The organism is Actinoplanes sp. HUAS TT8 (assembly GCF_051380535.1).
GTDB lineage: Bacteria > Actinomycetota > Actinomycetes > Mycobacteriales > Micromonosporaceae > Actinoplanes.
Genome location: NZ_CP195646.1, coordinates 10,090,266 through 10,116,333, shown reverse-complemented (window position 1 = coordinate 10,116,333; position 26,068 = coordinate 10,090,266). Strand labels below are relative to the sequence as shown.

Annotated in this window: 27 protein-coding genes; 15 read left to right on the top strand and 12 right to left on the bottom strand. The window is 71.3% G+C overall.

The features are described 5' to 3' along the window. Positions 1 to 112: 112 nt before the first annotated feature. Together ACSHV8_RS45220 and ACSHV8_RS45215 are read left to right on the top strand one after the other, a co-directional pair. Positions 113 to 715: a hypothetical protein gene (locus ACSHV8_RS45220; protein ID WP_436537251.1), complete on the top strand. Its 603-nt coding sequence runs from the start codon at positions 113 to 115 to the stop codon at positions 713 to 715. A 37-nt stretch (positions 716 to 752) separates the two neighbouring features. Further along, complete coding sequence (locus ACSHV8_RS45215; protein WP_436526525.1) at positions 753 to 1,748, top strand: SDR family oxidoreductase; 996 nt, start codon at positions 753 to 755, stop codon at positions 1,746 to 1,748. Between the two features lie 171 nt (positions 1,749 to 1,919). Here the strand turns inward: ACSHV8_RS45215 and ACSHV8_RS45210 are convergent, their stop codons facing one another. The 4 genes from ACSHV8_RS45210 to fdxA are packed head-to-tail and all read right to left on the bottom strand — an operon-like array spanning position 1,920 to position 5,293. Beyond that, entirely contained in the window at positions 1,920 to 3,167 is a 1,248-nt protein-coding gene (locus ACSHV8_RS45210; protein WP_436526523.1) for a DUF4407 domain-containing protein, read from the bottom strand. Positions 3,168 to 3,217: 50 nt separating this feature from the next. Further along, a complete protein-coding gene (locus tag ACSHV8_RS45205) occupies positions 3,218 to 3,871 on the bottom strand; it encodes an SIMPL domain-containing protein (protein WP_436526521.1) in 654 nt (217 codons plus the stop codon). Position 3,872: 1 nt separating this feature from the next. Next, positions 3,873 to 4,970 carry a succinyldiaminopimelate transaminase gene (gene dapC / locus ACSHV8_RS45200; protein ID WP_436537249.1) on the bottom strand — a complete coding sequence of 366 codons (1,098 nt, stop codon included), beginning with the start codon at positions 4,968 to 4,970 and terminating at the stop codon, positions 3,873 to 3,875. Then, entirely contained in the window at positions 4,967 to 5,293 is a 327-nt protein-coding gene (gene fdxA, locus ACSHV8_RS45195; protein WP_378068459.1) for a ferredoxin, read from the bottom strand. The genes dapC and fdxA overlap by 4 nt, the downstream gene beginning before the upstream one ends. Positions 5,294 to 5,375: 82 nt before the next feature. On the opposite strand from fdxA, the gene ACSHV8_RS45190 reads away from it, so the two are divergent. Then, the gene (locus tag ACSHV8_RS45190; protein ID WP_436526518.1) at positions 5,376 to 6,335 is read left to right on the top strand and encodes a GNAT family N-acetyltransferase; all 960 of its coding nucleotides are present in this window, start codon (positions 5,376 to 5,378) and stop codon (positions 6,333 to 6,335) included. Between the two features lie 2 nt (positions 6,336 to 6,337). Here the strand turns inward: ACSHV8_RS45190 and ACSHV8_RS45185 are convergent, their stop codons facing one another. The 3 genes from ACSHV8_RS45185 to mshB all read right to left on the bottom strand — a co-directional run bounded on the left by ACSHV8_RS45185 (position 6,338) and on the right by mshB (position 8,313). After that, a complete protein-coding gene (locus ACSHV8_RS45185) occupies positions 6,338 to 6,805 on the bottom strand; it encodes a hypothetical protein (protein ID WP_436526516.1) in 468 nt (155 codons plus the stop codon). Positions 6,806 to 6,934: 129 nt separating this feature from the next. Then, complete coding sequence (locus tag ACSHV8_RS45180) at positions 6,935 to 7,423, bottom strand: hypothetical protein (RefSeq protein ID WP_436526514.1); 489 nt, start codon at positions 7,421 to 7,423, stop codon at positions 6,935 to 6,937. Continuing rightward, on the bottom strand, positions 7,420 to 8,313 hold the full coding sequence (gene mshB, locus ACSHV8_RS45175) for an N-acetyl-1-D-myo-inositol-2-amino-2-deoxy-alpha-D-glucopyranoside deacetylase (RefSeq protein ID WP_436526512.1): 894 nt from the start codon (positions 8,311 to 8,313) through the stop codon (positions 7,420 to 7,422). The genes ACSHV8_RS45180 and mshB overlap by 4 nt, the downstream gene beginning before the upstream one ends. A 154-nt stretch (positions 8,314 to 8,467) precedes the next feature. On the opposite strand from mshB, the gene ACSHV8_RS45170 reads away from it, so the two are divergent. The 7 genes from ACSHV8_RS45170 to ACSHV8_RS45140 all read left to right on the top strand — a co-directional run bounded on the left by ACSHV8_RS45170 (position 8,468) and on the right by ACSHV8_RS45140 (position 17,945). Beyond that, entirely contained in the window at positions 8,468 to 10,222 is a 1,755-nt protein-coding gene (locus ACSHV8_RS45170; protein WP_436537247.1) for an alpha/beta hydrolase family protein, read from the top strand. Positions 10,223 to 10,259: 37 nt separating this feature from the next. Next, positions 10,260 to 11,687 (top strand): TldD/PmbA family protein, encoded by a 1,428-nt coding sequence (locus tag ACSHV8_RS45165; protein ID WP_436526509.1) that lies wholly within the window; start codon positions 10,260 to 10,262, stop codon positions 11,685 to 11,687. Positions 11,688 to 11,760: 73 nt separating this feature from the next. Next, a complete protein-coding gene (locus ACSHV8_RS45160) occupies positions 11,761 to 13,197 on the top strand; it encodes a TldD/PmbA family protein (protein ID WP_436526507.1) in 1,437 nt (478 codons plus the stop codon). 193 nt (positions 13,198 to 13,390) lie between these two features. Next, a complete protein-coding gene (locus tag ACSHV8_RS45155; RefSeq protein WP_436526505.1) occupies positions 13,391 to 14,182 on the top strand; it encodes a hypothetical protein in 792 nt (263 codons plus the stop codon). A 10-nt stretch (positions 14,183 to 14,192) separates the two neighbouring features. Then, entirely contained in the window at positions 14,193 to 16,079 is a 1,887-nt protein-coding gene (locus tag ACSHV8_RS45150) for a fumarate reductase/succinate dehydrogenase flavoprotein subunit (protein WP_436526503.1), read from the top strand. Further along, positions 16,076 to 17,059 carry a succinate dehydrogenase/fumarate reductase iron-sulfur subunit gene (locus ACSHV8_RS45145; RefSeq protein ID WP_436526501.1) on the top strand — a complete coding sequence of 328 codons (984 nt, stop codon included), beginning with the start codon at positions 16,076 to 16,078 and terminating at the stop codon, positions 17,057 to 17,059. Before ACSHV8_RS45150 ends, ACSHV8_RS45145 begins: the two co-directional genes overlap by 4 nt. 319 nt (positions 17,060 to 17,378) lie before the next feature. Beyond that, positions 17,379 to 17,945: a GNAT family N-acetyltransferase gene (locus ACSHV8_RS45140; RefSeq protein ID WP_436526499.1), complete on the top strand. Its 567-nt coding sequence runs from the start codon at positions 17,379 to 17,381 to the stop codon at positions 17,943 to 17,945. A gap of 24 nt (positions 17,946 to 17,969) precedes the next feature. Here the strand turns inward: ACSHV8_RS45140 and ACSHV8_RS45135 are convergent, their stop codons facing one another. The 3 genes from ACSHV8_RS45135 to ACSHV8_RS45125 form a co-directional block, all read right to left on the bottom strand. Further along, positions 17,970 to 18,152, bottom strand: a complete 183-nt coding sequence (locus ACSHV8_RS45135) for a hypothetical protein (RefSeq protein WP_436526497.1) — start codon at positions 18,150 to 18,152, stop codon at positions 17,970 to 17,972. Positions 18,153 to 18,318: 166 nt separating this feature from the next. Further along, the gene (locus ACSHV8_RS45130) at positions 18,319 to 18,789 is read right to left on the bottom strand and encodes a hypothetical protein (protein ID WP_436526495.1); all 471 of its coding nucleotides are present in this window, start codon (positions 18,787 to 18,789) and stop codon (positions 18,319 to 18,321) included. A 26-nt stretch (positions 18,790 to 18,815) separates the two neighbouring features. Beyond that, entirely contained in the window at positions 18,816 to 19,334 is a 519-nt protein-coding gene (locus tag ACSHV8_RS45125) for an N-acetyltransferase family protein (protein ID WP_436526493.1), read from the bottom strand. Positions 19,335 to 19,375: 41 nt separating this feature from the next. Here ACSHV8_RS45125 and ACSHV8_RS45120 point away from each other — a divergent pair, with 41 nt between their 5' ends. After that, positions 19,376 to 19,945, top strand: coding sequence for a helix-turn-helix domain-containing protein (locus ACSHV8_RS45120; protein WP_436526491.1), 570 nt, complete (start codon positions 19,376 to 19,378; stop codon positions 19,943 to 19,945). Between the two features lie 37 nt (positions 19,946 to 19,982). Here the strand turns inward: ACSHV8_RS45120 and ACSHV8_RS45115 are convergent, their stop codons facing one another. Continuing rightward, positions 19,983 to 20,726: a TetR/AcrR family transcriptional regulator gene (locus tag ACSHV8_RS45115; protein ID WP_436526489.1), complete on the bottom strand. Its 744-nt coding sequence runs from the start codon at positions 20,724 to 20,726 to the stop codon at positions 19,983 to 19,985. Between the two features lie 86 nt (positions 20,727 to 20,812). Here ACSHV8_RS45115 and ACSHV8_RS45110 point away from each other — a divergent pair, with 86 nt between their 5' ends. Both ACSHV8_RS45110 and ACSHV8_RS45105 read left to right on the top strand, forming a co-directional pair. Next, a complete protein-coding gene (locus tag ACSHV8_RS45110; RefSeq protein ID WP_436526487.1) occupies positions 20,813 to 22,309 on the top strand; it encodes an MFS transporter in 1,497 nt (498 codons plus the stop codon). Then, positions 22,306 to 22,941, top strand: a complete 636-nt coding sequence (locus tag ACSHV8_RS45105) for an alpha-ketoglutarate-dependent dioxygenase AlkB (protein WP_436526485.1) — start codon at positions 22,306 to 22,308, stop codon at positions 22,939 to 22,941. Before ACSHV8_RS45110 ends, ACSHV8_RS45105 begins: the two co-directional genes overlap by 4 nt. A gap of 226 nt (positions 22,942 to 23,167) precedes the next feature. Here ACSHV8_RS45105 and ACSHV8_RS45100 read toward each other — a convergent pair whose 3' ends face one another. Next, positions 23,168 to 23,905 carry a DUF4328 domain-containing protein gene (locus ACSHV8_RS45100; protein ID WP_436526483.1) on the bottom strand — a complete coding sequence of 246 codons (738 nt, stop codon included), beginning with the start codon at positions 23,903 to 23,905 and terminating at the stop codon, positions 23,168 to 23,170. Between the two features lie 553 nt (positions 23,906 to 24,458). Between ACSHV8_RS45100 and ACSHV8_RS45095 the strand changes: the two genes are divergently transcribed. Then, positions 24,459 to 25,259, top strand: a complete 801-nt coding sequence (locus tag ACSHV8_RS45095) for an ABC transporter ATP-binding protein (RefSeq protein WP_436526481.1) — start codon at positions 24,459 to 24,461, stop codon at positions 25,257 to 25,259. Positions 25,260 to 25,305: 46 nt separating this feature from the next. Then, positions 25,306 to 26,067, top strand: coding sequence for an ABC transporter ATP-binding protein (locus ACSHV8_RS45090; RefSeq protein ID WP_436526479.1), 762 nt, complete (start codon positions 25,306 to 25,308; stop codon positions 26,065 to 26,067). The last annotated feature ends 1 nt before the right edge of the window (position 26,068 follow it).

Below are 26,068 nucleotides of genomic sequence, written 5' to 3'. Positions count from 1 at the left end.
GAATGTTGTATGAACGCCAGCCTGGCCCTATCACCGGCGTCCGAGGAGGAGCGAGCCGCATGCCCGATCTGAGCGATCCGCCCGCGGCGTCCGCCTCGGGGGCCGGCTCGTGATGCGGCGGGATGTCCTGACCAACTCGCAGCACGGCACCGGGCAGCCGGAAGGCCGGATCGAGCTGGATCCCGCGGACCACGAGGAGCCGACCTGGGAGGTGCGGTCGCCGCGCAAGCGCCGGTTCGACCGGCGGTCGCGGACCATCCTGGGGGTGGCGGCGCTCGCGGCGATCCTGGCCAACGCCGGGGCGGCCTGGGCGTACTGGAAGATCACCCAGCCCAGTGAGGTGGCCTCGCCGCCGGCCATCACCGTGGACATGGTGCTGCGTGGGCGCAACGATCTGAACCGGACGCTGCGGCCCGGGGACACCGGGAACCTGATGGTGACGGTGAGCAACGACAACGGCGTGCCGATCCGGATCACCTCGATCCGGATGGGGCCCGGGAACGTGGTCGCCGACCCGGAGCATCGGGACGCGGGATGTGTCGAACCCGGCGTGCGGATGAACCGGGCCGCTTTCCCGGTCTCCTGGGAGGTGGCGCGGAACACCGTGGGCGCTTTCAAGGTGGACGGGGCGCTGACCATGCCGCATGGGGTGCCGAAAGCGTGTGTGGGGGCGACCTTCACCGTGCCGGTGATCGCCGAGGGTGTGCAGCGCTGAGGTTTCTCCCCCGCGGATCCCGGTCATTCCCCTTCGTATGACCAGGATTTCGGTAGTGACGGGCGCGAGTGGCGGAATCGGGCGGGCGGTGGCCCGGCGGCTGGCGGCCCGGGGTGACACCGTGGCCCTGCTGGCCCGCGGTGAGGACGGGCTGGAGGGGGCGGCCGAGGACGTCCGGCGGGCCGGGGGCACGGCGCTGCCGATCGCGGTGGACGTCGCCGACTTCCAGGCCGTGGACGCGGCGGCGGAACGGGTGGAGAAGGAACTGGGGCCGATCGGGCTCTGGGTGAACAACGCCTTCTCCAGCGTCTTCTCGCCGTTCGTGGAGATGGAGATGCCCGAGTTCGCGCGGACGACCGAGGTCAGCTACCTGGGCTACGTCTACGGCACCAAGGCCGCGCTGAGCCGGATGCGGACCCGTGACCAGGGCGTGATCGTGCAGGTGGGGTCGGCGCTGGCCTATCGCGGGATTCCGCTGCAGAGTGCGTACTGCGGGGCGAAGCACGCGATCCAGGGGTTCACCGAGTCGCTGCGGGTCGAGTTGCTGCACGACAAGAGCAACGTGCACGTGACCATGGTGCAGATGCCGGCGGTGAACACCCCGCAGTTCGGCTGGGTGCTGTCGCGGCTGCCGCGTAAGGCGCAGCCGGTGCCGCCGATCTACCAGCCCGAGGTGGCGGCACGGGCCGTGGAGTACGCGGCCGACCACCCGAAGCGGCGGGAGTACTGGGTGGGCGGGTCGACCGCGCTGACCCTGGCCGCCAATGCGGTGGCGCCCGGGATCCTGGACCGGTATCTGGCCCGGACCGGGTTCAAGGGGCAGCAGACCGACGAGTGGCGCTCCCCGGACCAGCCGGCGAACCTGTGGGAGCCGGCCGATCAGCGGACCGATGCCGGGGCGCACGGCAGCTTCGACGATCGGGCGCACGGGCGCAGCCTGCAGCTGTGGGCCTCGCAGCACCACGGCCTGCTGGCCGCGGTCGGTGGCGGGCTCGCCGCGGCGGGCGCGGCGTGGGCTTTCGGCCGCCGCTGACCGGGTGTTCTGACCGCGGTTTTTGGGGTGACCGCAACCAACCGACCACGTCGCCCTTTCGAGCCTCGCGTTCTGGCCGCGCCAGCGGCCTGCGAGGGTCGGAAGGGTCCCCGCGGGAGCGACGGTCTGTACCCCGGCGGACATAGGCAATGAAGAATTTGAAGTTGATCTTCAGGCGTCGATGCGGTCGCGCCAGAAGCGACGTTCCAGGTCGGCCGGGTCGACGATGACGGCCGTGTGCAGGACGGCGCGGGCGCGTTCGGTGGCGGCCTGGGCGAGCTGGGCGTCGTGGCTGGCCGCTTCGATGCCGTCGGCGACAACCTTGGCCGTGGCGTCGCCGTAGGTGCGCGCGTCGTGCACCTCACGCTCGTGGATCAGCGCGGCCTCGTGTTCGCGCAGGCGGGCGGCCCGGGCCTCGTTGCGTTCGTAGGCGTTGCCGCGGGACGCGAACTTCAGGCCGATCGCCGCGCAGTCCAGCGCTACCAGCAGCAACGCGATGCCCAGGTAGTAGACGCCGACGCCCCAGAAGTCGGCGGTGACCATGTGCCACATCGCGGCGGTCCGCGCGCCGAAACCGGAGTCGCCGCGCACCGCCTCGGCGTTGGCCGTGCGCTCGGCATCGGTCAGAGCGGTCAGCCGGGACTGCTCGGCGGCCCGCGCGGCCCGCTCCGGACGCTGGTCGCGCTGCAGGTCAGCGGCCTGACGGTCGAGCGCGGCGGCCTGATCGTCGAGGGCCCGGGACCGGCGGACCAGGTTGTCGCAGTAACCGCCGCTGGGGCAGCCGGGGCTGTGGGTGACGCCGGAACCGGCCGAGTCGGCCAGGGCCTGGCGATAGAGGGTACGGGCGTCGCGGCGCTTCCCGGCGGCCCGGTCGGAGAGCGTGCGGACCGCCGCGTCGTCGTCCTTCGTCGCCTGCCGCAACTCGGCCAGCCGGGCCCGGTAGCCGGCCACCGCCCCGCCCTCGTCGAGCCGTCCGAGCTGGGCGCTGTGGGTGACCGCGAGCCGGGCGTCGATCTCACCGCGGTACCGGGCCAGCATCAGCGGCTCGGTCACGACCAGCGCGAACAGCAGCGCCAGGCCGACCCGGCCCAGGTAGAGGCCGAGTGTCGGCGGGCGCAGCAGATGCCGGGGATCGGTGGAGTCCAGGTTCTCGTAACTGATCCCGACCCGGCCGACGACTGCGCGGTCGTAGGCGACCACGCCGATCGCGACGAGCGGGCCGACCAGCCACTGATACCAGGGGTGCCGATAGCCGCTGCTGGCGTCGATGAACGCCGCGCCGCCGATCGTGGCGTAGAGGAAGTAGAGCAGGATGAAGACGCCGATCGAGCGGTACAGCACACGATCCGAATGCGTCGTCACGCTGCGCGGATTCACGTTCGCCACCCGCAGCAGCAGGGTACCCAGGCCCGTGCGCATGCGGTCGAGTCTGGCCCAACCGGCCGCCGCCCGTGCGTGGAACGGGCAGATCAGGCCGTCGGGAGGACCGGCTCGGTGATCGTGACGGTGACCTTGACGGTGGCCTGCACGGTCTGCAGCTCCGGCTCCAGCTCCAGGGTCAGCCCGTCACCGGCCGCGGAAGCGGCCATCGCGCGCATCGCACCGCCCCGGAAGCCACCGTCGTCGTGCAGGGAATCGGTGATCTCGACCAGGCGATCGATGCGGGCGCCGACGGCCGCCGCGTACTCCCCGGCCTTCTCCAGCGCGTCGGCGACCGCGGCCTGACGGACGTCGGCGCCGGCCCGGCTGTCCGGCCGCATCCGCCACCAGGGGCCGTGCACGCTGGTCAGCTCCTCGCGGCCGAGCCTCAGCAGGAGGTCGCCGAGCACGGCGAAGTCGGTGACGATCACGTCGGTGGCGATGCTGCCGTGATAGGCGACCACCTCCTCGCCGCGCCGCTTCAGCTCCGGGACGATGTGCAGCCCGGCAGTCTCCCGGCGCTCGATGGCGGTGGCGAACTGGTCGAGCACCGCCCCGATCGCGGCCGAGCGCTGGGTGAGGCGTTCCAGCACCGACTCCCGGCTGCGACCCTTCGACGCCGTGCGCACGCTGACGACGGCCTGCTCGGGCGGCACCTCCCGGACGGCCTCGCCGGTGGCGACGACGATCGGGAGGCGCTCCACGTCAGAAACCTTCCGCGAGACGGTCGGCGGCCGCGGCCACGCGCTCGTCGGTCGCGGTCAGCGCGACCCGCACGTGCTGCGCGGCGGCCGGACCGTAGAACGCGCCCGGAGCGGCCAGAATGCCCCGCTGAGCCAGCCGATCGACGGTCTGCCAGCAGTCCTCGCCCCGGGTCGCCCACAGGTAGAGCCCGGCCTCCGAGTGGCTGATCTCGAAACCGGCCTTGGTCAGGGCCGCCCGCAGCGTGTCCCGGCGAGCGGCGTAACGCGCCCGCTGCTCGGCCACGTGCCCCTCGTCGCCCAGGGCCGCGACCATGGCCGCCTGCACCGGGGCCGGCGGGATCATGCCGGCGTGCTTGCGCACCGCGAGCAGCTCGCCGACCAGGGCCGGGTCGCCGCCGACGAAACCGGCCCGATAGCCGGCCAGGTTGGAGCGCTTGGAGAGCGAGTGGACGGCCAGCACACCGGTGTAGTCGCCGCCGGTCACCTCGTCGGCCAGCACCGACACCGGCTCGGACTCCCAGCCCAGCGACAGATAACACTCGTCGCTGACCACGATCGCGTCGCGCTCGCGGGCCCAGGCGACCACCTTGCGCAGGTGCTCGGCGGGCAGGACCTTGCCGGTGGGGTTGGACGGCGAGTTGATCCAGACGAGCTTGACCCGCTCGGGGCCGACCGCGGTGAGCGAGTCGGACCGGATCACCTCGGCACCGGCCAGGCGGACGCCGACCTCGTACGTCGGGTAGCAGACCTGGGGAATGACCACCTTGTCGCCCGGGCCGACGCCGAGCAGCGTGGGCAGCCAGGCGACCAGCTCCTTGGAGCCGATGGTGGGCAGCACCCCGAGGTCACCGGAGGCGCGGCACTCCCGGGCCAGCCAGCCGGCGATCGCGGCCCGCAGGCTCGCGGTGCCGGCGGTCAGCGGATAGCCGGGCGTGTCGGCCGACTCGACGAGGGCCTGCCGGATGACCGCCGGAACCGAGTCGACCGGCGTGCCGACGGAGAGGTCGACGATGCCGTCCGGGTGGGAGGCGGCGAGGGTCTTCGCCGGCTCCAGCAGGTCCCAGGGGAAATCCGGCAGGGCCGACGACAGAGCGCTCAGTGCGCGTCCCCACGCGGCGGCTGCGCGATCACGAACGGCGTGTCCTTGTCGATCTTGCCGACCTTGGAGGCGCCGCCGGGCGAGCCCAGGTCCTCGAAGAACTCGTAGTTCGCGTTCGTGTAGTCCTTCCACTGCTCCGGGACGTCGTCTTCGTAGAAGATCGCCTCGACCGGGCAGACCGGCTCGCACGCACCGCAGTCCACGCACTCATCGGGGTGGATGTAGAGCATCCGGTTGCCCTCATAGATGCAGTCGACCGGGCATTCCTCGATGCATGCCTTGTCGAGAACATCGACGCAGGGCTCAGCGATGATGTAGGTCACGGGTCTTTCCCTTCAAAGCCACGCCGCGTGGACCGCCGACGACAAATGCAGAGCCTAGTATTCCCGCCGAAGGAGGTAATACGTGCTCCGACAGCAGGATGTGGGACACCGTGTGGTGGTACGGCGAATTGTAGGCGTATCCGAGGATCGGCCGCTGTACACGGATGCCCTGGGCGAGCTCGTCGACCTCACGGAGACCGAACTCACACTCGCCACCGACAAGGGAACCCTGCGCGTGCCGCTGCGCGAGGTGCACCGGGCCAAGCGGGTGCCGCCCGCCAGCCGGCCGCACGCCGCCTCGGTGATCGCCCTCGAACTGGCCGCCGACGAGGCCTGGCCGGCCCCCGTCCGGGCCCGGCTCGGCAGCTGGCTGCTGCGCGCCGCCGACAACTGGACCGGCCGAGCCAACTCGGCGCTGGCCGTCGGCGACCCGGACCGGCCCCTGGAAGCGGCGATCGACGCCGTCGAGCAGTGGTACAAGGACCACAGTCAGCGTCCGATGATCAACGCGCCGATGCCGCTGGCCGCGCCGGTCAACGCGACCCTGGACGAGCGCGGCTGGTCCTCCCGGCCGCTCACCCTGGTGCAGACCACGGCCCTGGCCCCGATCCTGGCCGCGCCCGGCCGCGTCGACCTGCCGCCGGTCGACCTGGCCGACTCGCCCGGCGACGACTGGTACGCGATGGTGGCCGAGCACAAGGGCACGTTGCCGCCGGCCGCGATCCGCATCCTCACCGGCGTGCCCGAGAAGGTCTTCGCCCACGTCCGCGACGCCGACGGTGACCTGGTCGCGGTCGCCCGCGGCGCGGTCACCGGCCCGGACCGCTGGCTCGGGATCTCCCTGCTGCAGACCGCGCCGGCCGCACGGCGTCAGGGGCTGGGCCGGCACGTCGTGCGGGGCCTCGCCTCGTGGGCCGTGCAGCGCGGCGCGAGCCGGGCCTACCTGCAGGTGGAAGAGCGGAACACGGCCGCGGTGGCGCTTTACGGGCGGCTCGGGTTCGGCACCCATCACACGTACCTCACCCGGGAAGCGCCGATCTAGCGTTATCGGCGGACGACCCGGCGCGGGCGGGTCGTCTTGGCCCGCGTGTACGCCTGCAGGGAACGGGAGCGGTAGTCCTTCGCGAGCATCACGGCGATCCAGTAGCCGACCGCCGTGCCGACGATCGCGCAGCCGGCGTAGAGCCAGATCTGGGCGAAGAAATCGCCGCTGCCGTTCGCGAACGGCTCGCTGCCGCTCAGGAACGGACCCACCAGGACGGTCACCAGCATCCCGGCCAGGGTGCCGAAGCCGACGTCGGGCAGCCAGTCACTCGGCCGCCGACGCTGGCACCAGACGAAGGTCAGGCCGCCCAGAGCGAGCGCGACCAGGGTGAACATCACGACCGAGCCGCGGCCCTGAGCGGTATCCGTACTGTCGAATCCGATGCGGACGACCAATCTGGTCACCGCGTTGATCGCGAACAGGGCGACCGCCAGAACCGTGATCCGGAACCAGCGCTGCTGCCTCATCAGTCCTCCCGGGGAACGTTGCGTGGCCGGGATCGTAGCGCCCGGGAAACCCGTGGGGCTCGATCTCCCGGTCATCTTCGCGGATGGTGCGCGACAGTTCCTAAAGCCGAGCTGTGAGTCCCCTGAAAGTCAGCCGCGTTTGAGCGGTTTCATGATCATTCGGTACGCATACACCGCGAAGGCCAGGCTGCCGACCAGGATCATCACGAGGGCGACCCAGTTGTCCCCGCCGAGCAGATAGTCGCCCTCGGTGGTCCTGGTGCCGGCCGCGCCGAGCACGAGCACGGTCCACAGCGCCCAGGGGACACCGATCGCCCAACTGCGGGCGATCGTGGTCGTGGCGAACCAGGCCAGCGCCAGGTTGGCCGCGATGGTCAGCGGGATGGACAGGCCGATCAACTGCCCGTTGCCCTCCCAGACGGCCAGGTCACCGTGGAACAGGCCGGTGACGCCGCCGACGCGCAGGACGCTCAGCTCCAGCTCGATCAGGGTGACGACCACGGTGGCGACGATGCTGACGAGCACGCCGCCGAGACGCACGACCGTCTCGGCGGCCTTGCCGGCAGGTGCCTCGGGAGATTCCGGGGCTTCGGCTTCGGGCGCTTCGGACACCGTCATCTGTCCAGGTCCAGACCCGCGAACAGGTCGGTCTCCCACTTGTGCGGGCCCTCGCCGGGGCCACGCTCGCCCTTGACCAGGGTGTAGTGCTCCATGCCCATGAACTCGCCGCCGAAGTCGCCGGCCATCCCGTACAGCCAGGAGTTGTCCGGGATCTGGGTGGCGTGGGCGCGCATCGCGGCGATCTTGTTGGAGTAGAACTCGGTGCCGTCGATGCGGGCCGCGATCTCCTCGTCCGGCGTGCCGAACGGGAGATCCTCCACATTCACCACGTCGGCGAACGGGTTGCTCTCGGACTCGCGGAACGCCTCCATGCCGTCGCGCAGAACGCTCAGCGGCTGGGCCGTCCAGTAGATCTTCGTCGGGCCGTCGGCCCCGGCCAGCTCGGCCGCGCGCATCGCGACCCGGTGGGCCTGGATGTGGTCCGGGTGACCGTAGAACCCGTTCTCGTCGTAGGTGATCATGACCTGGGGGCGGATCTCCCGCATGATCTCGACCAGGTGGGCCGCGGCCTCGTCCAGGTCGGCGCCCCAGAACGCGCGAGGGTGCTGATTCGTCTCCAGGCCCATCATCCCGGAGTCCCGGTACCGGCCCGGGCCGCCGAGCATGCGCCGGTCGGCGACGCCGAGCGCGTCACACGCCCGCTCCCACTCGACCAGGCGCCAGCCACCGAGCTGGTCGGCCTGGCCGGCGGCGAGCTGCGACAGGGCGGGGACGTGGATCTCCCCCTCCTCGCCCAGGGTGCAGGTCACCAGCGTCACGTGGGCGCCGTCGGTGGCGTAGTGCGCCATGGTCGCGCCGGTCCCGATGACCTCGTCGTCGGGGTGGGCGTGCACCAGCAGCAGGCGGCGGGCGGGCAGCGAATCGGAAGCGGTCCGGTCGAGCGTCACGGCCGATACTGTACGCGCGACCACCGACAGGTTCGCTCGACGAGCCCCACGGTTTACCCGGCGGGAGCACACCTTGATCAGCGATGCTGAGGGCGTGGACTACCCCGGACTCGCCGGGCGCACCGGCGACTTCAGCCACGGCGCGCCCCATGCCGTGACGGTCGGCGCCGACGGGGCGCGGGTCGCCTTCCTGCGCTCGTCGGGCCCCTTCGATCCGGAGGCCGCGCTCTGGGTGTCCGACCCGCTGACCGGCGCGGAACATCTCGTGGCGCCGGGGCCGATCGAGGCGTACGCGGCCGACCGGGACGTGCGGGTCGCCGCGTTCACCCGGGGTGGCCGGTTGTTCCGGGCCGACCTGGCCGCCGGCACGGTGACCGCGGTGGCGACCGGCGACCCGGTGCACGACCCGCGACCCGACCCGCAGGGCGTCCGGATCGGCTACGTGACCGACCCCGGCGGCTCGGCCTCGCTGCGGGTCACCGGGCCGGACGGGGACCGGCTGCTGGCCGGCGAGCCGGGCAACGCGTGGCGCGAGCACGGCGGCATGATCGCCTGGGGCCTGGCCGGGGCCGGGGCGGCCGAGTTCGGGCGGACCCGGGGCTGGTGGTGGTCCCCGGACGGCGGCCAGGTGCTGGCCGTGCGCACCGCGGGCACGACCAGCCTGCACCTGCTCGACCTGGACGACGGCTGGGTGGACGTGCACTGGGACCGGGAGACGTACCCGCACCTGGCCCAGGTCCGCTGGTCCGGCGGCGGTCCGCTGATCACCGTGCTGCGCCGGATGCAGCAGCACGGCCTGGTCCTCTCGGTCGACCCGCGGACCGGGGAAACCCAGGTGCACGCCGAACTGGCCGACGCCCGCTGGGTCGAGCCGATCCCGGGCACCCCGCGCCACCTGCCCGACGGCCGGGTGCTGGTCGGCGGCGAACTGGCCCACGACGGCTTCGACGCGCGCTGCCTGTTCGCCGACGGCAGCCTTCTCACCCCTCCGGGCCTTTACGTACGGCGGGTGGCCGGCACGCTGCCCCGCGCCGACGGGCCGGCCGGGGCGCCCGACCTCATCGTCGAGGGCAGCCTGGGCGACCCGGCCGCACGGGAGGTGTTCCGGGTGCGCACGTCCCTGGGCGGCGGCGGTCCGGAGGTGACCCGGCTGACCACGCTCACCGGGACCGAACTGGCCACCGGCGGGGACATCCTGGTCGCGGACGACGAGGTGTGGCGGGGCGACCGGCGGATCGGGACGTTGCGGTCGTTGCGCGCGGCTCTGCCGTACCGTCCGGAGCCGGTTCTGGAAAGGGTGACCGATCGCCGTCTGCCGGCCGCCGTGCTCTACCCCACCGGGTTCGTCGGGGGCGGCCTCCCGGTCCTGGTCACGCTGGGCGACGGTCCGGGTTTCCAGGAGGTACGGGCCGAGAGTCCCGCCTGGCAGCAACGCCAGTGGTGGGCCGACGCCGGGTTCGCGGTGGTCAGCGTGGACCCGCGAGGCACGCCCGGGGTGGCGCCCAGCTTCGAGAAGGCGGTCCACCGGCGACTCGCCGACCTGGCCCTGGCCGACCTGGTGGACGCCCTGCGCGCGCTCACCGGCAAGCACCCCGACCTCGACCTGAACCGGGTCGCGGCGCACGGCCGCGGGCTGGGCGGCTGGCTCGCCGCGCTGGCCGTGCTGCGCCGGCCGGAGGTGTTCCGCTGCGCGGTGGCCCGGAATCCGGTGCTGGACTGGTCGACCCTGCCCCGGCCGGTAGCCGAGCGCTACCTGGGCGATCCGGCCGACTCGGCGCACGTCTACCGCAACCACGACCTGACCGCCGAACTGGCCGAGGCCGGGCCGGCGAGCCCGGTGCTGGTGACCGGTCCGGAGACCGGCCTGCCGGCCGAATTGATCTGGATACAGCGACAGTTGGCGGCCTGAGGAGGTTTTGTCACACCGGCCTCGTAGGGTCGAGGGCATGAGCCACTTCGATGAGGCGGGCGCGGCGGTCCAGGCCGCGCTCGACGCCGGCGCCCGCTACGCGGACGCCCGTGTCATGGTCTGCCGCACCGAGTCGATGACGGCCCGCAACGGGTCCGTCGAGGATCTCGGCTCCGACGAGAGCGCCGGCCTGGGCGTGCGTGCCCTGGTCGGTTCGAGCTGGGGCTTCTACGCCGTCCCGGACCTGTCCGAGCCGTCCGCCCGCGCCGCCGGCCGCCGCGCCGCGCAGATCGCCGCGGCCAGCGCCCAGGTGCCCGGCCCGCCGGTCGAGCTGACCCACTCCACGCCGGTGACCGCGAGCTGGTCCAGCGACTGCAAGGTCGACCCGCTCTCGGTGCCGCTGGCCGACAAGGGTGACCTGCTGGTCCGGGCCACCCTCGCGGCCAAGGAGGCCGGGGCCGACCTGGCCCACGCCAACTACGCGATCTGGGACACCCACAAGTGGTTCGTCTCCAGCGAGGGCCACCGCATCGACCAGCACATCCGCGAGTGCGGGGGCGGGGTGACGGCCAACGCCATCGGCGACGGCGAGGTCCAGCGCCGTTCGCTGCCGGGGCAGTACGGGACACGCGGCTGGGAGCTGATCGAGGAGCTGGATCTCGTCGGCAACGCGCCGCGGCTGGCCGAGGAGGCGCGTGAGCTGCTCACCGCCCCGCTCTGCCCGGCCGGCGAGACCACCCTGATCCTCGGCGGCTCGCAGCTCGCGCTGCAGATCCACGAGTCGGTCGGGCACGCCATCGAGCTGGACCGGATCCTCGGCTGGGAGGCCGCGTTCGCGGGCACCAGCTGGCTCGACCTGAACAAGCTGGGCGAGTTGCGGTATGGGTCGGACCTGATGAACATCACCATCGACCCGAGCTTCCCGGGCGCCCTGGGCAGCTTCGGCTTCGACGACGAGGGCACCCCGGCGGCGAAACGGCACGCGGTCCGCGACGGCATCTGGGTCGGCGTGCTGGCCGGTCGCGACTCGGCCGCCGTGGCCGGGTTGGACTATGCGGGCAGTGTCCGCTCCGACGGCTGGGCCCGGCTGCCGATGGTCCGGATGACCAACGTCGGCCTGGAGCCCGGCCCGCACACGCTCGACGAGATCATCGCGGCCACCGACGACGGCGTGTTCATGGAGACCAACCGGTCCTGGTCGATCGACGACCGCCGGCTGAACTTCCAGTTCGGCTGCGAGATCGGCTACGAGATCAAGAACGGGAAGCGCGGCCGGATGCTGCGCAACCCGACCTACACCGGGATCGGCCCGAAGTTCTGGCAGTCGATGGACATGCTCTCGTCCGAGACGGTCGCCTGGGGCACGCCGAACTGCGGTAAGGGTCAGCCCGGCCAGATCGGGCACACCGGGCACCCGGCGGCGCCGGCCCGGTTCACCAACGTTCGGGTGGGGGTGCACGGATGAGCGAGCTTGTGAGCGAATCGTCCAGCTCAGTTGTCAACTCATGCCGACGCCGGAGCGCAGCGGAGGTGGCGGCATGAGCTCGGAACTGCAGATCGCGGCCAAGGTCGTGGAGCTGGTCCGGGAGCTGGCCGGGCGGTCGGCCGAGGCCGAGGTGAACGTGCGGCACCACGCCCTCGCGCTGACCCGGTTCGCCAACTCGGCCATCCATCAGAACGTGGCCGAGGCGACCACCGGCGTGCGGCTGCGGCTGCACCTGGACGGCCGGACGGCGAGCGGCTCCACCACGCTGACCGGGGTCGACGGTCTACGTTCGCTGGTCGAGCGCACCGTCGCGGCGGCCCGGGTCACCCCGCCCGACCCGGGCTGGGCCGGTCTCACGCGACCGGCCGCGCTGCACATCTCGGCCTGTCACCCCGGCTCGGGCGAGCATTCCGGGCTGGCCTTCGGCTTCGACGAGGCGACCGCCCGGGCCACCCCGGCCGAGCGGGCCGAGCGGGTCCGCGCGTTCGTCGACGCGGCCGGCGGCCTGGAGACGGCCGGTTTCTGCCGGACGGAGTACGTGTCGGCCGCCTTCGCGAACACGGCCGGCCAGGCCGTCGACGGCCGCACGGCCGAGGCCGCGATGGACGGCATCGCCCGCAACAACGGCGCCGACGGCGTGGCCCGGCTGCTCGCGTCCCGGCTCGGTGACCTGGACGGGGCGGCGCTGGGCGCGCGGGCCGCGGCCAAGGCCCGCGCCGCGGCCGACCCGATCGAGCTCCCCCCGGGGGAGTATGAGGTGGTCCTGGAACCCACCGCGGTCGCCGACCTGCTGCAGAACTTCTCGGTCTTCGGCTTCAACGGCAAGTCGTGGGCGCAGAAGCAGTCGTTCGCCGAGCTCGGCCAGGAGCAGTTCGACCCGTCGGTGACCATCGTGGACGACCCGCTCGGCAGTCGCGGGGAGCCGGCGCCCGGCCTGCCCTTCGACGACGAGGGCACCCCGGTGCGGTCGCTGGTGCTGGTGCGCGAGGGGGTCACCCGCGCGGTGACCCACGACCGGACGTCTGCGGCCGAGGCCGGCGACGCCGAGTCGACCGGGCACGCGTCGGCCGCGTCGCGCTCCTGGGGTCCGTACCCCGGGCATCTTCGCCTTGAAGCGGGACCGGCCCCGGCCGGTGGGGTTGCCGGCGGGCCGGCCGAGGTCACCGAGTCGGCGCGGCCGTTCGTGGCCCGGATGCGCCGCGGCCTGCTGGTGACCGACCTCTGGTACACGCGGGTGCTGGACCCGAAGACGCTCGTGGTGACCGGTCTGACCCGCAACGGCGTCTGGCTGGTGGAGGACGGGGAGATCACCCGCCCGGTCGGGAACCTGCGTTTCACCCAGTCCTATCCGCAGGCTCTGGGCCCGGGCCGGGTGCTCGGGATCGGCGCCGAGTCGGTGCTGCTGCCGGATTCCTGGGGCGGCGCGCGGTACGCGGCCCCGACCCTGCACCTGGCTTCGTGGAACATCACGGGCAACGCATCGGGCTAGATCCATTAGCGTATAGGTGATCGTCTTTGTGGGCCGGGATGATGTTTTTGTGACCCGGCCCGCAAAACAGTCGGACCTTCGGCGTAACGTGTGCCCCACATCACCGTCGCACGAGGACGGCTGAGGGTGGGGCACCACTGTGTCCGCTTCCGGTCGTCCCGTGCACCTGGCGCGGCACCGGCAGGGGTATGACATGACGACGACGGCAACGAGGCCGGGCGCCGGGCGCGTGCGCGCGGCGATCTCGGCGCGGACACTTCGAACCGATCGCTGGTGGCTGGCGCCACTGATCACGTTCCTCGGGCTGAGCGCCTGGATGGCGTATGCGACGGTCCGGGTCTTCCTGCACAAGTGGTTCTACGTCGAGGAGTTCCACTACCTCACGCCGTTCTACTCGCCCTGCATCACCGATCGGTGCGGCGACGCGGCCGAGTTCGGCACTCCCCTGCCGAGCTTCTGGCTGATCCCGGAGGCGGCCTTCACCCTGCCGTTCCTCCTGCTCTTCCGGTTGACCTGCTACTACTACCGGAAGGCGTACTACCGGGCGTTCTGGCTCTCGCCACCCGCCTGCGCAGTGCCGGACGGCCACAAGACGTATTCCGGCGAGACCCGCTTCCCGCTGGTCTTCCAGAACGCCCACCGGTACGCGTTCTACGCCGCCGGCATCATCTCGCTGATCAACACCTGGGACGCCGCCCGGGCCCAGGCCACCGGGCTCGGCCTCGGCAACGTCATCCTCTGGGTGAACGTGATCATGCTGTGGGCGTACACGTTGTCCTGCCACTCCTGCCGGCACATCGCCGGCGGACGGCTCAAGCACTTCTCCAAGCATCCGGTGCGGTACCGCTTCTGGACCTTCGTGTCGAAGCTGAACACCCGCCACATGCAGCTGGCCTGGATCACGCTCGGGACGCTCGCGCTGACCGATTTCTACATCATGGCGGTCTCCGCTCACTGGTTCTCCGACCTGCGGATCATCGGCTAGGAGGGCGACGATGACGACGACTACCGAACGCCATCTGTACGACGTCGTGGTGATCGGCGCCGGCGGGGCCGGGCTGCGCGCGGCGATCGAGGCCCGGACGGCCGGGAAGCGGACCGCGATCATCTCCAAGTCGCTGTTCGGCAAGGCGCACACGGTGATGGCCGAGGGCGGCGCGGCGGCCGCCATGGGGAACGTGAACTCCCGCGACAACTGGATGGTCCACTTCCGGGACACCATGCGCGGCGGCAAGTTCCTCAACAACTTCCGGATGGCCGAGTTGCACGCCAAGGAGGCCCCGGAACGGATCTGGGAGCTGGAGACGTACGGGGCGTTGTTCGACCGTACGAAGGACGGCAAGATCTCCCAGCGGAACTTCGGCGGACACGAGTACCCGCGACTGGCCCACGTCGGCGACCGCACCGGCCTCGAACTGATCCGCACCCTGCAGCAGAAGATCGTCTCGCTGCAGCAGGAGGACTACGCCGAGACCGGCAGCTACGACTCCCGGATCCGGGTCTTCCAGGAGACCACGATCACCGAGCTGCTGCTCGACGGCGATCGGGTGGCCGGCGCGTTCGGCTACTACCGCGACTCCGGCGACCTGCTGCTCTTCGAGGCCCCGGCGATCGTGCTGGCCACCGGCGGGGTCGGCCGCAGCTACAAGGTCACCTCGAACTCCTGGGAGTACACCGGCGACGGCCACGCGCTGGCCCTGCGCGCCGGCGCGACCCTGATCAACATGGAGTTCCTGCAGTTCCACCCGACCGGCATGGTCTGGCCGCCCAGCGTCAAGGGCATCCTGGTCACCGAGTCGGTCCGGGGCGACGGCGGGGTGCTGCGCAACTCCGAGAACAAGCGGTTCATGTTCGACTACGTCCCCGACGTCTTCCGCAAGCAGTACGCGGAGACCGAGGAGGAGGCCGACCGCTGGTACTCCGACCCCGACAACAACCGCCGCCCGCCCGAACTCCTCCCCCGCGACGAGGTCGCCCGGGCCATCAACAACGAGGTCAAATCCGGGCGGGGCAGCCCGGCCGGCGGCGTGTTCCTGGACATCGCCTCCCGGCTGCCGGCCGACCAGATCGTCCGGCGGCTCCCGTCGATGCACCACCAGTTCAAGGAACTGGCCGACGTCGACATCACCAAGGAGCCGATGGAGGTCGGCCCGACCTGCCACTACGTGATGGGCGGGGTCGAGGTCGACCCGGATTCGGGCGCCGCGTTCGGGACGGTGCAGGGACTGTTCGCGGCCGGCGAGGTGTCCGGCGGCATGCACGGCTCCAACCGGCTCGGCGGCAACTCCCTCTCCGACCTGCTGGTCTTCGGCAAACGGGCCGGTGAGCACGCCGCGGCCTACCTGGACACGCTGACCAAACGCCCCAAGCCCGATCGGGTCGACGTGGCCGCCGCGGCCGAGGTCGCGCTCGCGCCGCTCAACCGGAGCGAGGGCGAGAACCCGTACCAATTGCAGCAAGATCTTCAGGTGGTGATGGGCGACCTCGTCGGCATCATCCGCCGCGAAGGCGAACTGAGCGACGCGCTGAAGCGACTGCACGAGCTGCGCATCCGGGTGGCCAACGTCGCGGCCGGCGGCGGGCGCCGCTACAACCCCGGCTGGCACCTCGCCCTCGACCTGCGCAACATGCTCGTCGTCTCCGAATGCACGGCCAAGGCCGCCCTCGAACGCGAGGAATCGCGCGGCGGCCACACCCGGGAAGACTTCCCGAAGATGAGCCCCGACTGGCGGCGGCTCAACCTGGTCTGCTCGCTCGACGAGGACGGCGAAGTCCACCTGGAACGCAAGCCGGTGCCGACCATGCGCCCCGAGCTGCTCGACCTCTTCGAGCGCAGTGAGCTGGCCAAATACATGACCGACGAGGAGCTGGGGGAAGAGTGAACCGACACTTCCGCGTCTGGCGGGGCGACTCGTCCGGCGGCGACCTGGAGGACTTCGACGTCGAGGTGAACGACGGCGAGGTCGTCCTCGACATCATCCACCGCCTGCAGGCCACCCAGGCCCCCGACCTGGCCTGCCGGTGGAACTGCAAGGCCGGCAAGTGCGGCTCCTGCTCGATGGAGATCAACGGCATGCCCCGGCTGGGCTGCATGACCCGGATGTCCACGTTCACCGCGGACGAGACGATCACGGTCACCCCGCTGCGGACCTTCCCGGTCATCCGCGACCTGGTCACCGACGTCTCCTTCAACTACGAGAAAGCCCGCCAGACCCCGGCCTTCGCCCCGCCCACCGGCGTCGCCCCCGGCCAGTACCGGATGCAGCAGGTCGACGTCGAACGCAGCCAGGAATTCCGCAAGTGCATCGAGTGCTACCTCTGCCAGAACACCTGCCACGTGGTCCGCGACCACGAGGAGAACAAGGAAGCATTCTCCGGCCCGCGCTTCTTCATCCGCGCCGCCGAACTCGACATGCACCCGCTGGACGCCCGCAACGACCGTAAGCAGTACGCCCAGCAGAGCCAAGGCCTGGGCTTCTGCAACATCACCAAGTGCTGCACCGAGGTCTGCCCGGAACACATCAAGATTACTGACAACGCCATCATCCCGATGAAGGAGCGCGTGGTGGACCGTCGATACGACCCCCTGGTCCGCCTCGGCCGCAAAATCTTCCGCCGCGATCAGCTGGAAGACCCGGCGCCCGTGCCGGCCCAGCGCGTCACCGGCGAAACCCCCTCCGGGCAGCGCCTTCCCGAAGGGCCACCGGTCGGGCCGGACGGACGCCTCGAAATCGCCGAACTGGCGGCGCCGCTGCAGGGCGGGCTGTCACCGTTCGGGGAGGACATGACGTTCCCGCTGCCGCCGGAGCGGGTCTCCTACCACCACCCGGAGCCGGATTCGCCGCCGCCTGCACATTCTTAGACCAAATTTCGCGTACGGCGGTGAGTGCGCGAGCCCGGTCGCGTCGGCGGCCGGGCTTTACGCGTTGCGGCGGGCCCGCCTCGCGCCTCCCACCTCGCGTCTCGCGTCTCGCGTCTCGCGTCTCGCGTCTCGCGTCTCGCGTCTCGCGTCTCGCGGCTCGCGGCTCGCGGCTCGCGGAGAGCAGAGCCCACCCTCCCTGGGGGCGGCCCCCACCCAGATCATTCTTCCGAAAATCGCGGGGCGATGCTCGGCGGGCTGTGGATAACCACCCACTGTGGATAACCCGCGGCGGGCTCTCCGAGCGGCCTAGAGTCGTCGCATGCCTTCGCTCGTCACGCCCGCCCTGACCGCCGGAACGTTGGCCGCTTCCGAGCAGCCGGAGATCCACGGGGAGGGCATCCTGCTGCGGCCCTGGCAGGAGACGGATCGGTCGGCGGTCGTGGCGGCCCATGCCGATCCGGCGATCCAGCGGTGGCACTGCAAGACCATGACCGACGACGAAGCGGTGGAGTGGATCACCGGCTGGTCCCGGCAATGGCAGGACGAGAGCGGCGCCAGCTGGGCGATCGTGGACGGCACGGTGGCCGGCCAGATCGGTCTGCGGCGGATCGACCTCGCCGAGGGAATGGCCGCGATCTCCTACTGGGTGCTGCCCGAGTTCCGCGGTCGCCGGGTCGCGCCACGGGCCCTGGCCGCGTTGAGTTCATGGGCCTTCGGTCGGCTGGGGCTGCATCGCCTGGAGCTGAGCCACTCGACGGCGAATTCGGCGTCCTGCCGTGTGGCCGAGCGGGTCGGCTACCGGGCCGAGGGCGTCAAGCGCTCCGAGGCCCGGCATGCCGACGGCTGGCACGACATGCACCTGCACGCCCGCCTCACCACCGACTGACCCACCGCGCGAATGAACGACCCATCAATCCGTCTCGCGTGGATGGCCGGAGCCGGCATAAGTGATCCACGCGGTACGCCGCTCGTCGTCGACGAGATACCAGATTCGGCCGCCGCCGGTGACCTCGTACTGCCAGCGTTCGACCGGGCGGCCTTTCCAGACGCCCGTGGCCAGCGATCCTTTGAGGCGGTGGTGACGCTCCGGCATGGTATTGCTGCGGGGATTCGCCCGGATGGTGTCGTAGGCCCGCCGGAGGTTGCCGGCGGCGTGTCGTGCGAGCTGTTCCCATCCGTCGGCGGCCGCCGAGTTGCGAAGCGCAGGTCGAACTCCGTGCCGAGCGGCGGGGGTGCCGCCCGGTCGCCGCGCTTCGGACTCATCGGTCGGCGCTCACCGCGGGCACCGGGCCGAGGTCACCCTCCGGCTCGCGGGTGAGGGCGTGCAGGAGAGCGGGATCCGCATACACCTCCGCGGTGTGCCGCCACTGGGCCAGCAGGACCGCGACCGGCGACAGGTTGGCGAGGGAGGCCGCGCCCTGCGCCACCGCGATCAGCTCGCGCACCAGCTCCTCGAGATCCTCCTCCGGCAGGAACGTGGCCCAGGGCAGGGCCTCGACCAGCACCGCACGAATGTTCTCCGGCTGGGTTCGCACCAGGCCGGCGAGCAGCCGGGCGGTCAGGTCGACCACGATGCCGTCCTGGTCGAGCTGATCCGCCCGGATCAGCGCGAGATCGTCGGCACCGCGGCGCCGGAGCCGGAGGGCGCGCACCGAGGCCAGCCTGTCCGCCGATGCGGTCGGCTTGTGCAGGAATTCACTGAACGGCAGGTCATCGTAGGCCGGCTCCATGACTTCCACACTACCGTGGAAGTTCTTCAGACGGGGTCGGCCGGAGGGGTGACGGCGGGGGTGAGGAAGAGCTGGGTGATGGCTACGTCGTGCCAGGCGTTGTGCTTCCAGCCGATTCGGGGGTGGGTGCCGACCGGCTCGAAGCCGAGGGCCCGGTGCAGGCCGAGGCCGGCCTCGTTGGGGAGGGTGGTCTTGGCGACCGCGACCCGGTAGCCGCGGGAGGTCAGGCGTGGGAGCAGGACGTCGTAGAGGGCGCGGCCGGCTCCGGTGCGGCGGCGGCCGACTTCCAGGTAGACGCTGACCTCGCAGGACCAGCGGTAGGCGGCGCGGGCGGCGAACGGGCGGGCGTAGGCGTAGCCGATGACGGCGTCGGCGTCCTCGGCGACGAGCCAGGCGTGGGTCTCGGCGGCCTCGGCGATCCGGGCGGCCATCTCGGGGGCGGTCGGGGGCTCGGTCTCGAACGTGATCGCGGTGTCCAGCACGTACGGCCGGTAGATGGCGGCGCAGGCTTCGGCGTCGGAGGGAGTGGCGTCCCGGATCAGCATGCGCATCATAGTAACCAAATGTGCACACTATAGTGACGCCCATGACCGACGATCTGAGCGATGATCTGGCCGCGACCCTGCGGGACGTGCGGGCCGAGCGGGGGCTGACCGTCAACGCGCTGGCCGAGCGGTCCGGGGTGTCCCGGGCGATGATCGCGAAGATCGAGCGGGGTGCGGCCCAGCCGACGGCGGCGCTGCTGGGGAGGCTCGTGGCGGTGCTGGGGCTGACGCTGTCGGAGCTGTTCGCCCGTACCGAAGAAGAAAGCCGGCGGCTGGCCCGCCGGAGCGACCAGGCGGTCTGGGTCGACCCGGAGACCGGGTATCGGCGGCGGTCGGTCTCGCCCAGCGGCGGGCCGGCGCAGCTCGTCGAGGTGGAGCTGCCGCCGGGGGCCACGGTGGCCTACCCCGCGGACTCGTATGCGCTGGCCCGGCACCAGATCTACGTGCTCGGCGGGCGGCTGCGGTTCCGGGAGGGGGACGTCGTCCACGAGCTCGACACCGGGGACTGCCTGGAGCTGGGGGCGCCGGCTCCGGGCGAGTATCACAACCCGGGCGCTCAGACGTGCCGCTACCTGGTGGTGCTCAGCGCCAGGCGCGGGCCGATCGGGTGACGTTCTTCAAGAAAAAACGGCTTCCCGACGTACGTAATCAGCCTGCTCTTTGAATTTCCGGTTCTCGGTCGAGCCAGCGGGACAGGCCGTCGAGCAGGCGTTCCAGGCCGAAGGCGAACGTCTGCTCCAGCATGTGATCGGGGTCGGGCCCGGCGATGCCGTTGATCCGGCGCCAGGCCTGGAGGTGCGGATAGTCACCGATCGTCTTCTCGACCAGCGGCTCGATCCGCTCGGCCATCTCGCCCGCGCTCAGGCCGCTGCGGGCCGCGGCGGCGGTCAGGGCCGACTCGGTCGTCGCGGAGCCGATCGCGTGAGAATGCAGCAGCGAGCCCGCGTACGAGATCTCGACACCGGCGAAACCGGCGGCCGCGAGCAGCGCGACAGTCCGGTCGCCCATCCGCAACGCGTTCGGCCCCAGGGTCGGCCGGGCGCCGAGCTGGCCGAGCACCCAGGGGTGGCGCAGCAGGGCCGAGCGCATGCCGTTGGCCAGGATCGACGCGCCGACGCGCCAGTCCGTGTCGCCGGGCTCGGGCACGTAGACCTCGCCGAGCACCTCGTCGACGGCGAGCTCGAGCAGCTCGTCCTTGTTCGCCACATACCAATACACCGACGTTGTGCCCGAACCCAGCCGGGTGCCGAGCCGGCGCATGCTCAGGCCGGCCGCGCCCTCGGCGTCGAGCAGCTCGATGGCGGCCCGCACGATCTGCTCACGACTGAGCGTGGGCTGGTCACCGCGGGTGGCGCGGGGCGGATGAGCCCACACCGAGTTCAGTTCGGCCATGGTCAGATCCTAACCACTCTCGTACGGCGTTCGACTCGATGGTACGTTGTACGAGTCATGGAACACTGTACGAGAGAGGGCCTTTCATGCCCGAGCGCAATCCCCGCCGCTGGCTGATCCTCGGTGTGCTGTGCCTGGCGATGCTCGTGGTCGTCATCGACAACATGGTGCTGAACATCGCGATCCCGGCCCTGATCCGCGACCTCGGCGCGAGCACCGCCCAGATTCAGTGGATCATCGACGCGTACATCCTGGTCTTCGCCGGTCTTCTGCTCACCGCGGGCAGCCTGTCGGACCGGCACGGGCGCCGCCGCGGCCTGGTCATCGGGCTGATCGTCTTCGGCGGCGCGTCCCTGCTGGCCACCATGTGCCAGACGTCCGGCCAGCTGATCGCCACCCGCGCCCTGATGGGGGTCGGCGCGGCGTTCCTGATGCCGGGCACGCTCTCGATCCTCACCACGGTCTTCGACGACGAGGAGCGGAAGAAGGCGATCGCGATCTGGGGCTCGGTGCTGATGCTCGGCGCGCTCGGCGGCCCCAGCCTCGGCGGGCTGCTGCTGGAGCACTTCTGGTGGGGCTCGGTCTTCCTGATGAACATCCCGATCGCCGCCCTCGGGGTGATCGCCGCGCTCGTGATCATCCCGGAGTCGCGGGGCCCGGCCGGGCGGCCCGACGTGGTCGGCGCGCTCGCCTCCACGATCGGGATGACCGCCCTGGTCTGGGGTGTGATCTCGGCACCCAAGGAGGGCTGGGGTTCGGCCCGGACGCTGGGCGGGTTCGTGGTCGCGGCGATCGCGCTGGTCGTCTTCGCGCTCTGGGAACGGCGGACCGACGAGCCGATGCTGCCGCTCTCACTGTTCCGCAACCGCAACTTCGCCGGGGCGAGCCTCTCCATCGTGCTGCTGTCGTTCTCGGCCGGCGGGGTGATGCTGGCCCTCACGCAGTATGTGCAGTTCGTCCTCGGGTTCGAGCCGCTCAAGGCCGGCTTCGCGTTCGTTCCGATGATCGTCAGCGGGCTGATCTTCAACGGGATCGGCGTCGTCATCGACAAGCGGCTCGGCACGCGCGTCGCGCTCACCCTCGGCCTGCTCCTGATGGGCGGCGGGTTCGGGGTGCTGGCCTCGCTGGCACCGGGCGACGGCTATCTGAAACTGGCGATCGCGCTGGTGGTGATCGGGGCCGGCAGCGGCACCGCGACCCCGGCCGCGGTCGGGACGCTGCTCGGGGCGCTGCCCAAGGAACGAGCCGGCGTCGGATCCGCGGTCAACGACACCGTCCAGCAGATCGGGGCGGCGCTGTCCGTCGCGGTGCTCGGCAGCGTTCTGACCACGGCCTACCGCGCGGCGATGCCGGCCGGCGCGCCCGCCGCGGCACGGGACTCGATCGGGGACGCGCTGCGGATCGGGGATCCGTCGCTCGCCCAGATCGCCAAGGACTCGTTCGTCGACGCGATCGCCACGACGTCCTGGCTGGGCGTCGTCGGAGGTGTGGCGGCGGCGGTCGTGGCGGCGCTGGTGCTGCGCCCGGGGTTGTCCACAGGGGTTGAAGATCCGTCGAACGTCAGTACTAATATTGGGGTATGAGCAGCACGTATCAACCTTCGATGCTCGACCTGATGACGGGCGGGACCGGCCCGGCGCTGGAACCGCTGACCGGGGCGACCCGGCATCAGCTCACGGCCGGCGCCTGGGTCGACGTCCTGCCCGGGTGGTTGCACGGGTCCGACGCCGTCTTCCAGGAGCTGCTCGGGATCGACTGGCGAGCCGAGCGGCGGAAGATGTATGACGACGTGGTCGACGTTCCGCGGCTGCTGCGGTGGTTCGGGGAAGAGGAGCCGCTGCCGCATCCGGCGCTGGTGGAAGCCCGGGCCGCGTTGAACGCGCACTATGCCGAGGAGCTCGGCGAGGAGTTCGCGACCGCCGGGATGTGCCTGTACCGGGACGGGCGGGACAGTGTGGCCTGGCATGGGGACACGCTCGGGCGGTCGGCGACCGAGGACACGATGGTGGCGATCGTGTCGGTCGGGTCGCCGCGGAATCTGCTGCTGCGACCCCGGGCCGGGGAACGGGAGACTTTGCGGTTTCCGCTGGGGCACGGGGATCTGATCGTGATGGGTGGGTCCTGCCAGCGGACCTGGGAACATGCGGTGCCGAAGACTGCTCGGGCGGTGGGGCCTCGGGTGAGCGTGCAGTTCCGGCCTCGGGGTGTGGCGTAAGGAGAGACTTCAGCGGGCTCGGCGGCGGCTACGTTTTGCGCGGGTTCCCTCGGCGCGAGCCCACGCTTGCTGCGGGCTGCGGGCTGCGGGCGGGGCGGCGCGGCGCGGCGCGGCCTGAGGCTGGTCCGGGCTGCGGTCGGGGCGGCGCGGCCTGAGGCTGGTCCGGGCGCGGGCGGCGCGGGCGGCGGGGGTGGCGCGGGCGGCGGGTGGCGCGGGCTTCGGGTGGTCAGTGGGGCTGGGTGAGGTGGGTCTGGTCGGTGGTGATTCGGCGGATCAGGAGGATGGCGGCGACTGCGGCTACCGGCAGGCTGATCCAGGAGATGAGGCCGACGCCGCCGTAGGGGTTGATCGTGCTGGACGAGGCGCGTTCCAGGACGATGTCGATCGTCCAGGCAACGGCCCAGAGGGAGAAGAGGCCGGGGCCGTGCTCTCGGGCCGAGCGGTCGACCTCGCGGAACACGAGTAGTGGGAGGACCAGGTTGGCCAGCGGGATCAGCCAGGCGCCGATGGTCCAGCCGGGGCGCCACTTCATCGCGTGGCCGGTGTTCCAGAGGTTGGCCGAGGCCCGGTGCAGCCAGACCAGGAACGTGACGGCGGTGAAGAGGAAGACGGCGCCGTAGCCGGCGAAGGCGATGTTCAGCAGGTTGCGGTCGTCGTAGGTGGCGTAGGACGTGCGATAGATCGAATACCCGATCACCTGTAGGAGCACGGAGTAGACCGCGGTGGCGGCGAGGCCACCGATGGCCAGGTGGGATGGGAGACGCAGCGAGCGGACCGGACCCGACGGGTAGGGCTGCGGGTAGGTGTAGGGCGCCTGGGCGTAGGGCTGTGGGATGCCGTTGACGGCCGGCGGCGAATACGCGGATGGCCGGCCCGGGTAGGTCGGATAGCCCGGCACCGGGGCGGGGTAGGCCTGCGGCGGGAAACCCGGCTGGGGCGGCATCGCGGATGTCGGCGGATACATGGGCTGCTGAGGTGCGCCCGACGTCGGCGGATACGAGGGCTGCGACGGCACGGATGCCGGCTGCTGAGGCGCGCCGGCAGCCGGGCCAGGCGGCTGAGTGGTCGGCGCCCAAGGGGTTCCGGCGGTCGGGCCAGGCGGCTGAGTGGTCGGCGACCAGGGGGTTCCGGCGGCCGGGGACAGCGGGTCGGCGGCGGGCGGCGGCGAGGCCGGGGCCGGGGCTGCGGCCGGGGCTGGGGCTGGGGCTGGGGCTGGGAACAGCGGGTCCGATGAGGACAACGGGGCGGCCGACCACGGGTCGACCGGTGGGGTCAGGTGCGAGCGCGGGTCGTCCGGGTCGAGGTACGGAGGCTGGGCGCTCATCGGGCTCCTCGCGGTCGATGTACTCAAGCCGCAGGGTATCCGCACCGGACAACGCGGAAGTTTTCGCTGATCACGGTGCTGATGGCGAACATACCGGTCGCTTCAGGTAACGGGGATGTTGCAAGTAGTTGACGATCCCGATCAGAAAGTTACACTCCTAGTGTAAATAGTTGACCATCACGCTCCACAGTGGATGCATGAGGTGGCCGTGTCGACGAAAACCCCTGCTCATGAGCTTCTTCTCGACCACATAACGGTTCGCTTCGGCGGGCTGACCGCGCTCGACGACGTCTCCCTGCGGGTGCCCGCGGGGCGGATCGTCGGGGTGATCGGGCCGAACGGTGCCGGCAAGACCACGCTCTTCAACGTCATCTGCGGGTTCGTCACGCCGACGTCCGGAGAGATCACCCTGGACGGCAAGCCGTGGCGGCCCCGGCCGCACCATCTGAACCGGCTCGGCATCGCCCGCACGCTGCAGGGGGTGGGCCAGTTCAGCGGCCTCACCGTCCTGGAGAACGTGCAGGTGGGAGCCCGCGGACGGGCACCGGGGAAAGCCGCCGGCCAGGAGGCCGACGGCGTCCGGCCGGCCGGACGCGGGTGGCGAGCGGGACGGGAACGACAGTCCGAACAGGACGCGTTCGCGGCCCTGGAGCGATGCGGCGTCGCCGAATATGCGCATGAGCACCCCGGCGCGCTCCCCTACGCGATCCGTAAGCGGATCGAGCTGGCGCGCGCCCTCGCCTCCCGGCCGCGGATCCTGATGCTCGACGAGCCGGCCGGTGGCCTGGACGCCGACGAGATTCACTGGCTGGCCGGGCTGATCCGGGAGACGGGCACGACGGTCCTGCTGGTCGAGCACCACATGGACCTGGTCATGTCGGTCTGCGACGAGATCCTCGTCCTGGACTTCGGCAAGCCGATCGCCCTCGGCTCCCCGGCCGAGATCAGCGCCGACGAAAAGGTGACCGAGGCCTACCTGGGAGCGACCGCATGACGGTGCCCGACACGAAGTCACGCCGGAATCCCCTGGGAGCCACCGCATGAGCGCGCCCGGAGCCGAGCAGCTGGACCGCCCGTACCTCAAGCCGAAGCCGCTGCTGGAGGTCACCGATCTGACCGCGGGCTACGGCGCCGCCCCGGTCCTTCATGACGTCCGGCTCACCGTCAAGCCGGGCGAGATCGTCGCTGTTCTCGGGGCGAACGGTGCCGGCAAGACCACTCTCCTCCGTACCCTCTCGGGGCTTGTCAAAGCGGATCGCGGGCAGATCCTCTTCGACGGCGAGGACCTGCGTAAGACGAGGGTCGAGCAGATGGTCCGCCGCGGCATCGCGCACGTCCCGGAGGGTCGCGGCGTGGTCACCGAGCTCACCGTGGACGAGAATCTGCGGCTCGGCGGCCTGTGGCGGCGTGACCGCGCGGATGCGAACCGCGCCCTGAGCGAGGTCTATGACCTCTTCCCGGCGCTGGCACAACGGCGTGCCAGCGCCGGCCACCAACTGTCCGGCGGTGAGCGCCAGATGCTCGCGCTGGGCCGCGCCCTGGTCGGCCGGCCGCGCCTGCTGCTGCTCGACGAGCCGTCGCTGGGTCTGGCTCCGCGGATCACCGCCCAGATCCTGGCTCTGCTGCGTGACCTGCGGGAGAGCACCGGTCTGGCGGTGCTGCTGGTCGAGCAGAACGTGCGCAGCGCGCTGGCGATCGCGGACGAGGGCATCGTCCTGTCGCTGGGCCGCGTGGTCACCCGCAATTCGGCTTCCGACCTGCGCGACGACGCCGACCTCCGCCACGCCTACCTGGGGTTCTAAC

Excerpts from the sequence above, each read along its gene's own strand:
- ACSHV8_RS45220 (WP_436537251.1), top strand. The coding sequence starts at position 113 with ATGCGGCGGGATGTCCTGACCAACTCGCAGCACGGCACCGGGCAGCCG.
- ACSHV8_RS45215 (WP_436526525.1), top strand. The coding sequence starts at position 753 with ATGACCAGGATTTCGGTAGTGACGGGCGCGAGTGGCGGAATCGGGCGG.
- ACSHV8_RS45210 (WP_436526523.1), bottom strand. The coding sequence starts at position 3,167 with ATGCGCACGGGCCTGGGTACCCTGCTGCTGCGGGTGGCGAACGTGAAT.
- ACSHV8_RS45185 (WP_436526516.1), bottom strand. The coding sequence starts at position 6,805 with ATGAGGCAGCAGCGCTGGTTCCGGATCACGGTTCTGGCGGTCGCCCTG.
- ACSHV8_RS45180 (WP_436526514.1), bottom strand. The coding sequence starts at position 7,423 with ATGACGGTGTCCGAAGCGCCCGAAGCCGAAGCCCCGGAATCTCCCGAG.
- ACSHV8_RS45165 (WP_436526509.1), top strand. The coding sequence starts at position 10,260 with ATGAGCCACTTCGATGAGGCGGGCGCGGCGGTCCAGGCCGCGCTCGAC.
- ACSHV8_RS45160 (WP_436526507.1), top strand. The coding sequence starts at position 11,761 with ATGAGCTCGGAACTGCAGATCGCGGCCAAGGTCGTGGAGCTGGTCCGG.
- ACSHV8_RS45155 (WP_436526505.1), top strand. The coding sequence starts at position 13,391 with ATGACGACGACGGCAACGAGGCCGGGCGCCGGGCGCGTGCGCGCGGCG.
- ACSHV8_RS45150 (WP_436526503.1), top strand. The coding sequence starts at position 14,193 with ATGACGACGACTACCGAACGCCATCTGTACGACGTCGTGGTGATCGGC.
- ACSHV8_RS45140 (WP_436526499.1), top strand. The coding sequence starts at position 17,379 with ATGCCTTCGCTCGTCACGCCCGCCCTGACCGCCGGAACGTTGGCCGCT.
- ACSHV8_RS45135 (WP_436526497.1), bottom strand. The coding sequence starts at position 18,152 with ATGCCGGAGCGTCACCACCGCCTCAAAGGATCGCTGGCCACGGGCGTC.
- ACSHV8_RS45130 (WP_436526495.1), bottom strand. The coding sequence starts at position 18,789 with ATGGAGCCGGCCTACGATGACCTGCCGTTCAGTGAATTCCTGCACAAG.
- ACSHV8_RS45125 (WP_436526493.1), bottom strand. The coding sequence starts at position 19,334 with ATGCTGATCCGGGACGCCACTCCCTCCGACGCCGAAGCCTGCGCCGCC.
- ACSHV8_RS45120 (WP_436526491.1), top strand. The coding sequence starts at position 19,376 with ATGACCGACGATCTGAGCGATGATCTGGCCGCGACCCTGCGGGACGTG.
- ACSHV8_RS45115 (WP_436526489.1), bottom strand. The coding sequence starts at position 20,726 with ATGGCCGAACTGAACTCGGTGTGGGCTCATCCGCCCCGCGCCACCCGC.
- ACSHV8_RS45110 (WP_436526487.1), top strand. The coding sequence starts at position 20,813 with ATGCCCGAGCGCAATCCCCGCCGCTGGCTGATCCTCGGTGTGCTGTGC.
- ACSHV8_RS45105 (WP_436526485.1), top strand. The coding sequence starts at position 22,306 with ATGAGCAGCACGTATCAACCTTCGATGCTCGACCTGATGACGGGCGGG.
- ACSHV8_RS45100 (WP_436526483.1), bottom strand. The coding sequence starts at position 23,905 with ATGTATCCGCCGACATCCGCGATGCCGCCCCAGCCGGGTTTCCCGCCG.
- ACSHV8_RS45095 (WP_436526481.1), top strand. The coding sequence starts at position 24,459 with ATGCATGAGGTGGCCGTGTCGACGAAAACCCCTGCTCATGAGCTTCTT.
- ACSHV8_RS45090 (WP_436526479.1), top strand. The coding sequence starts at position 25,306 with ATGAGCGCGCCCGGAGCCGAGCAGCTGGACCGCCCGTACCTCAAGCCG.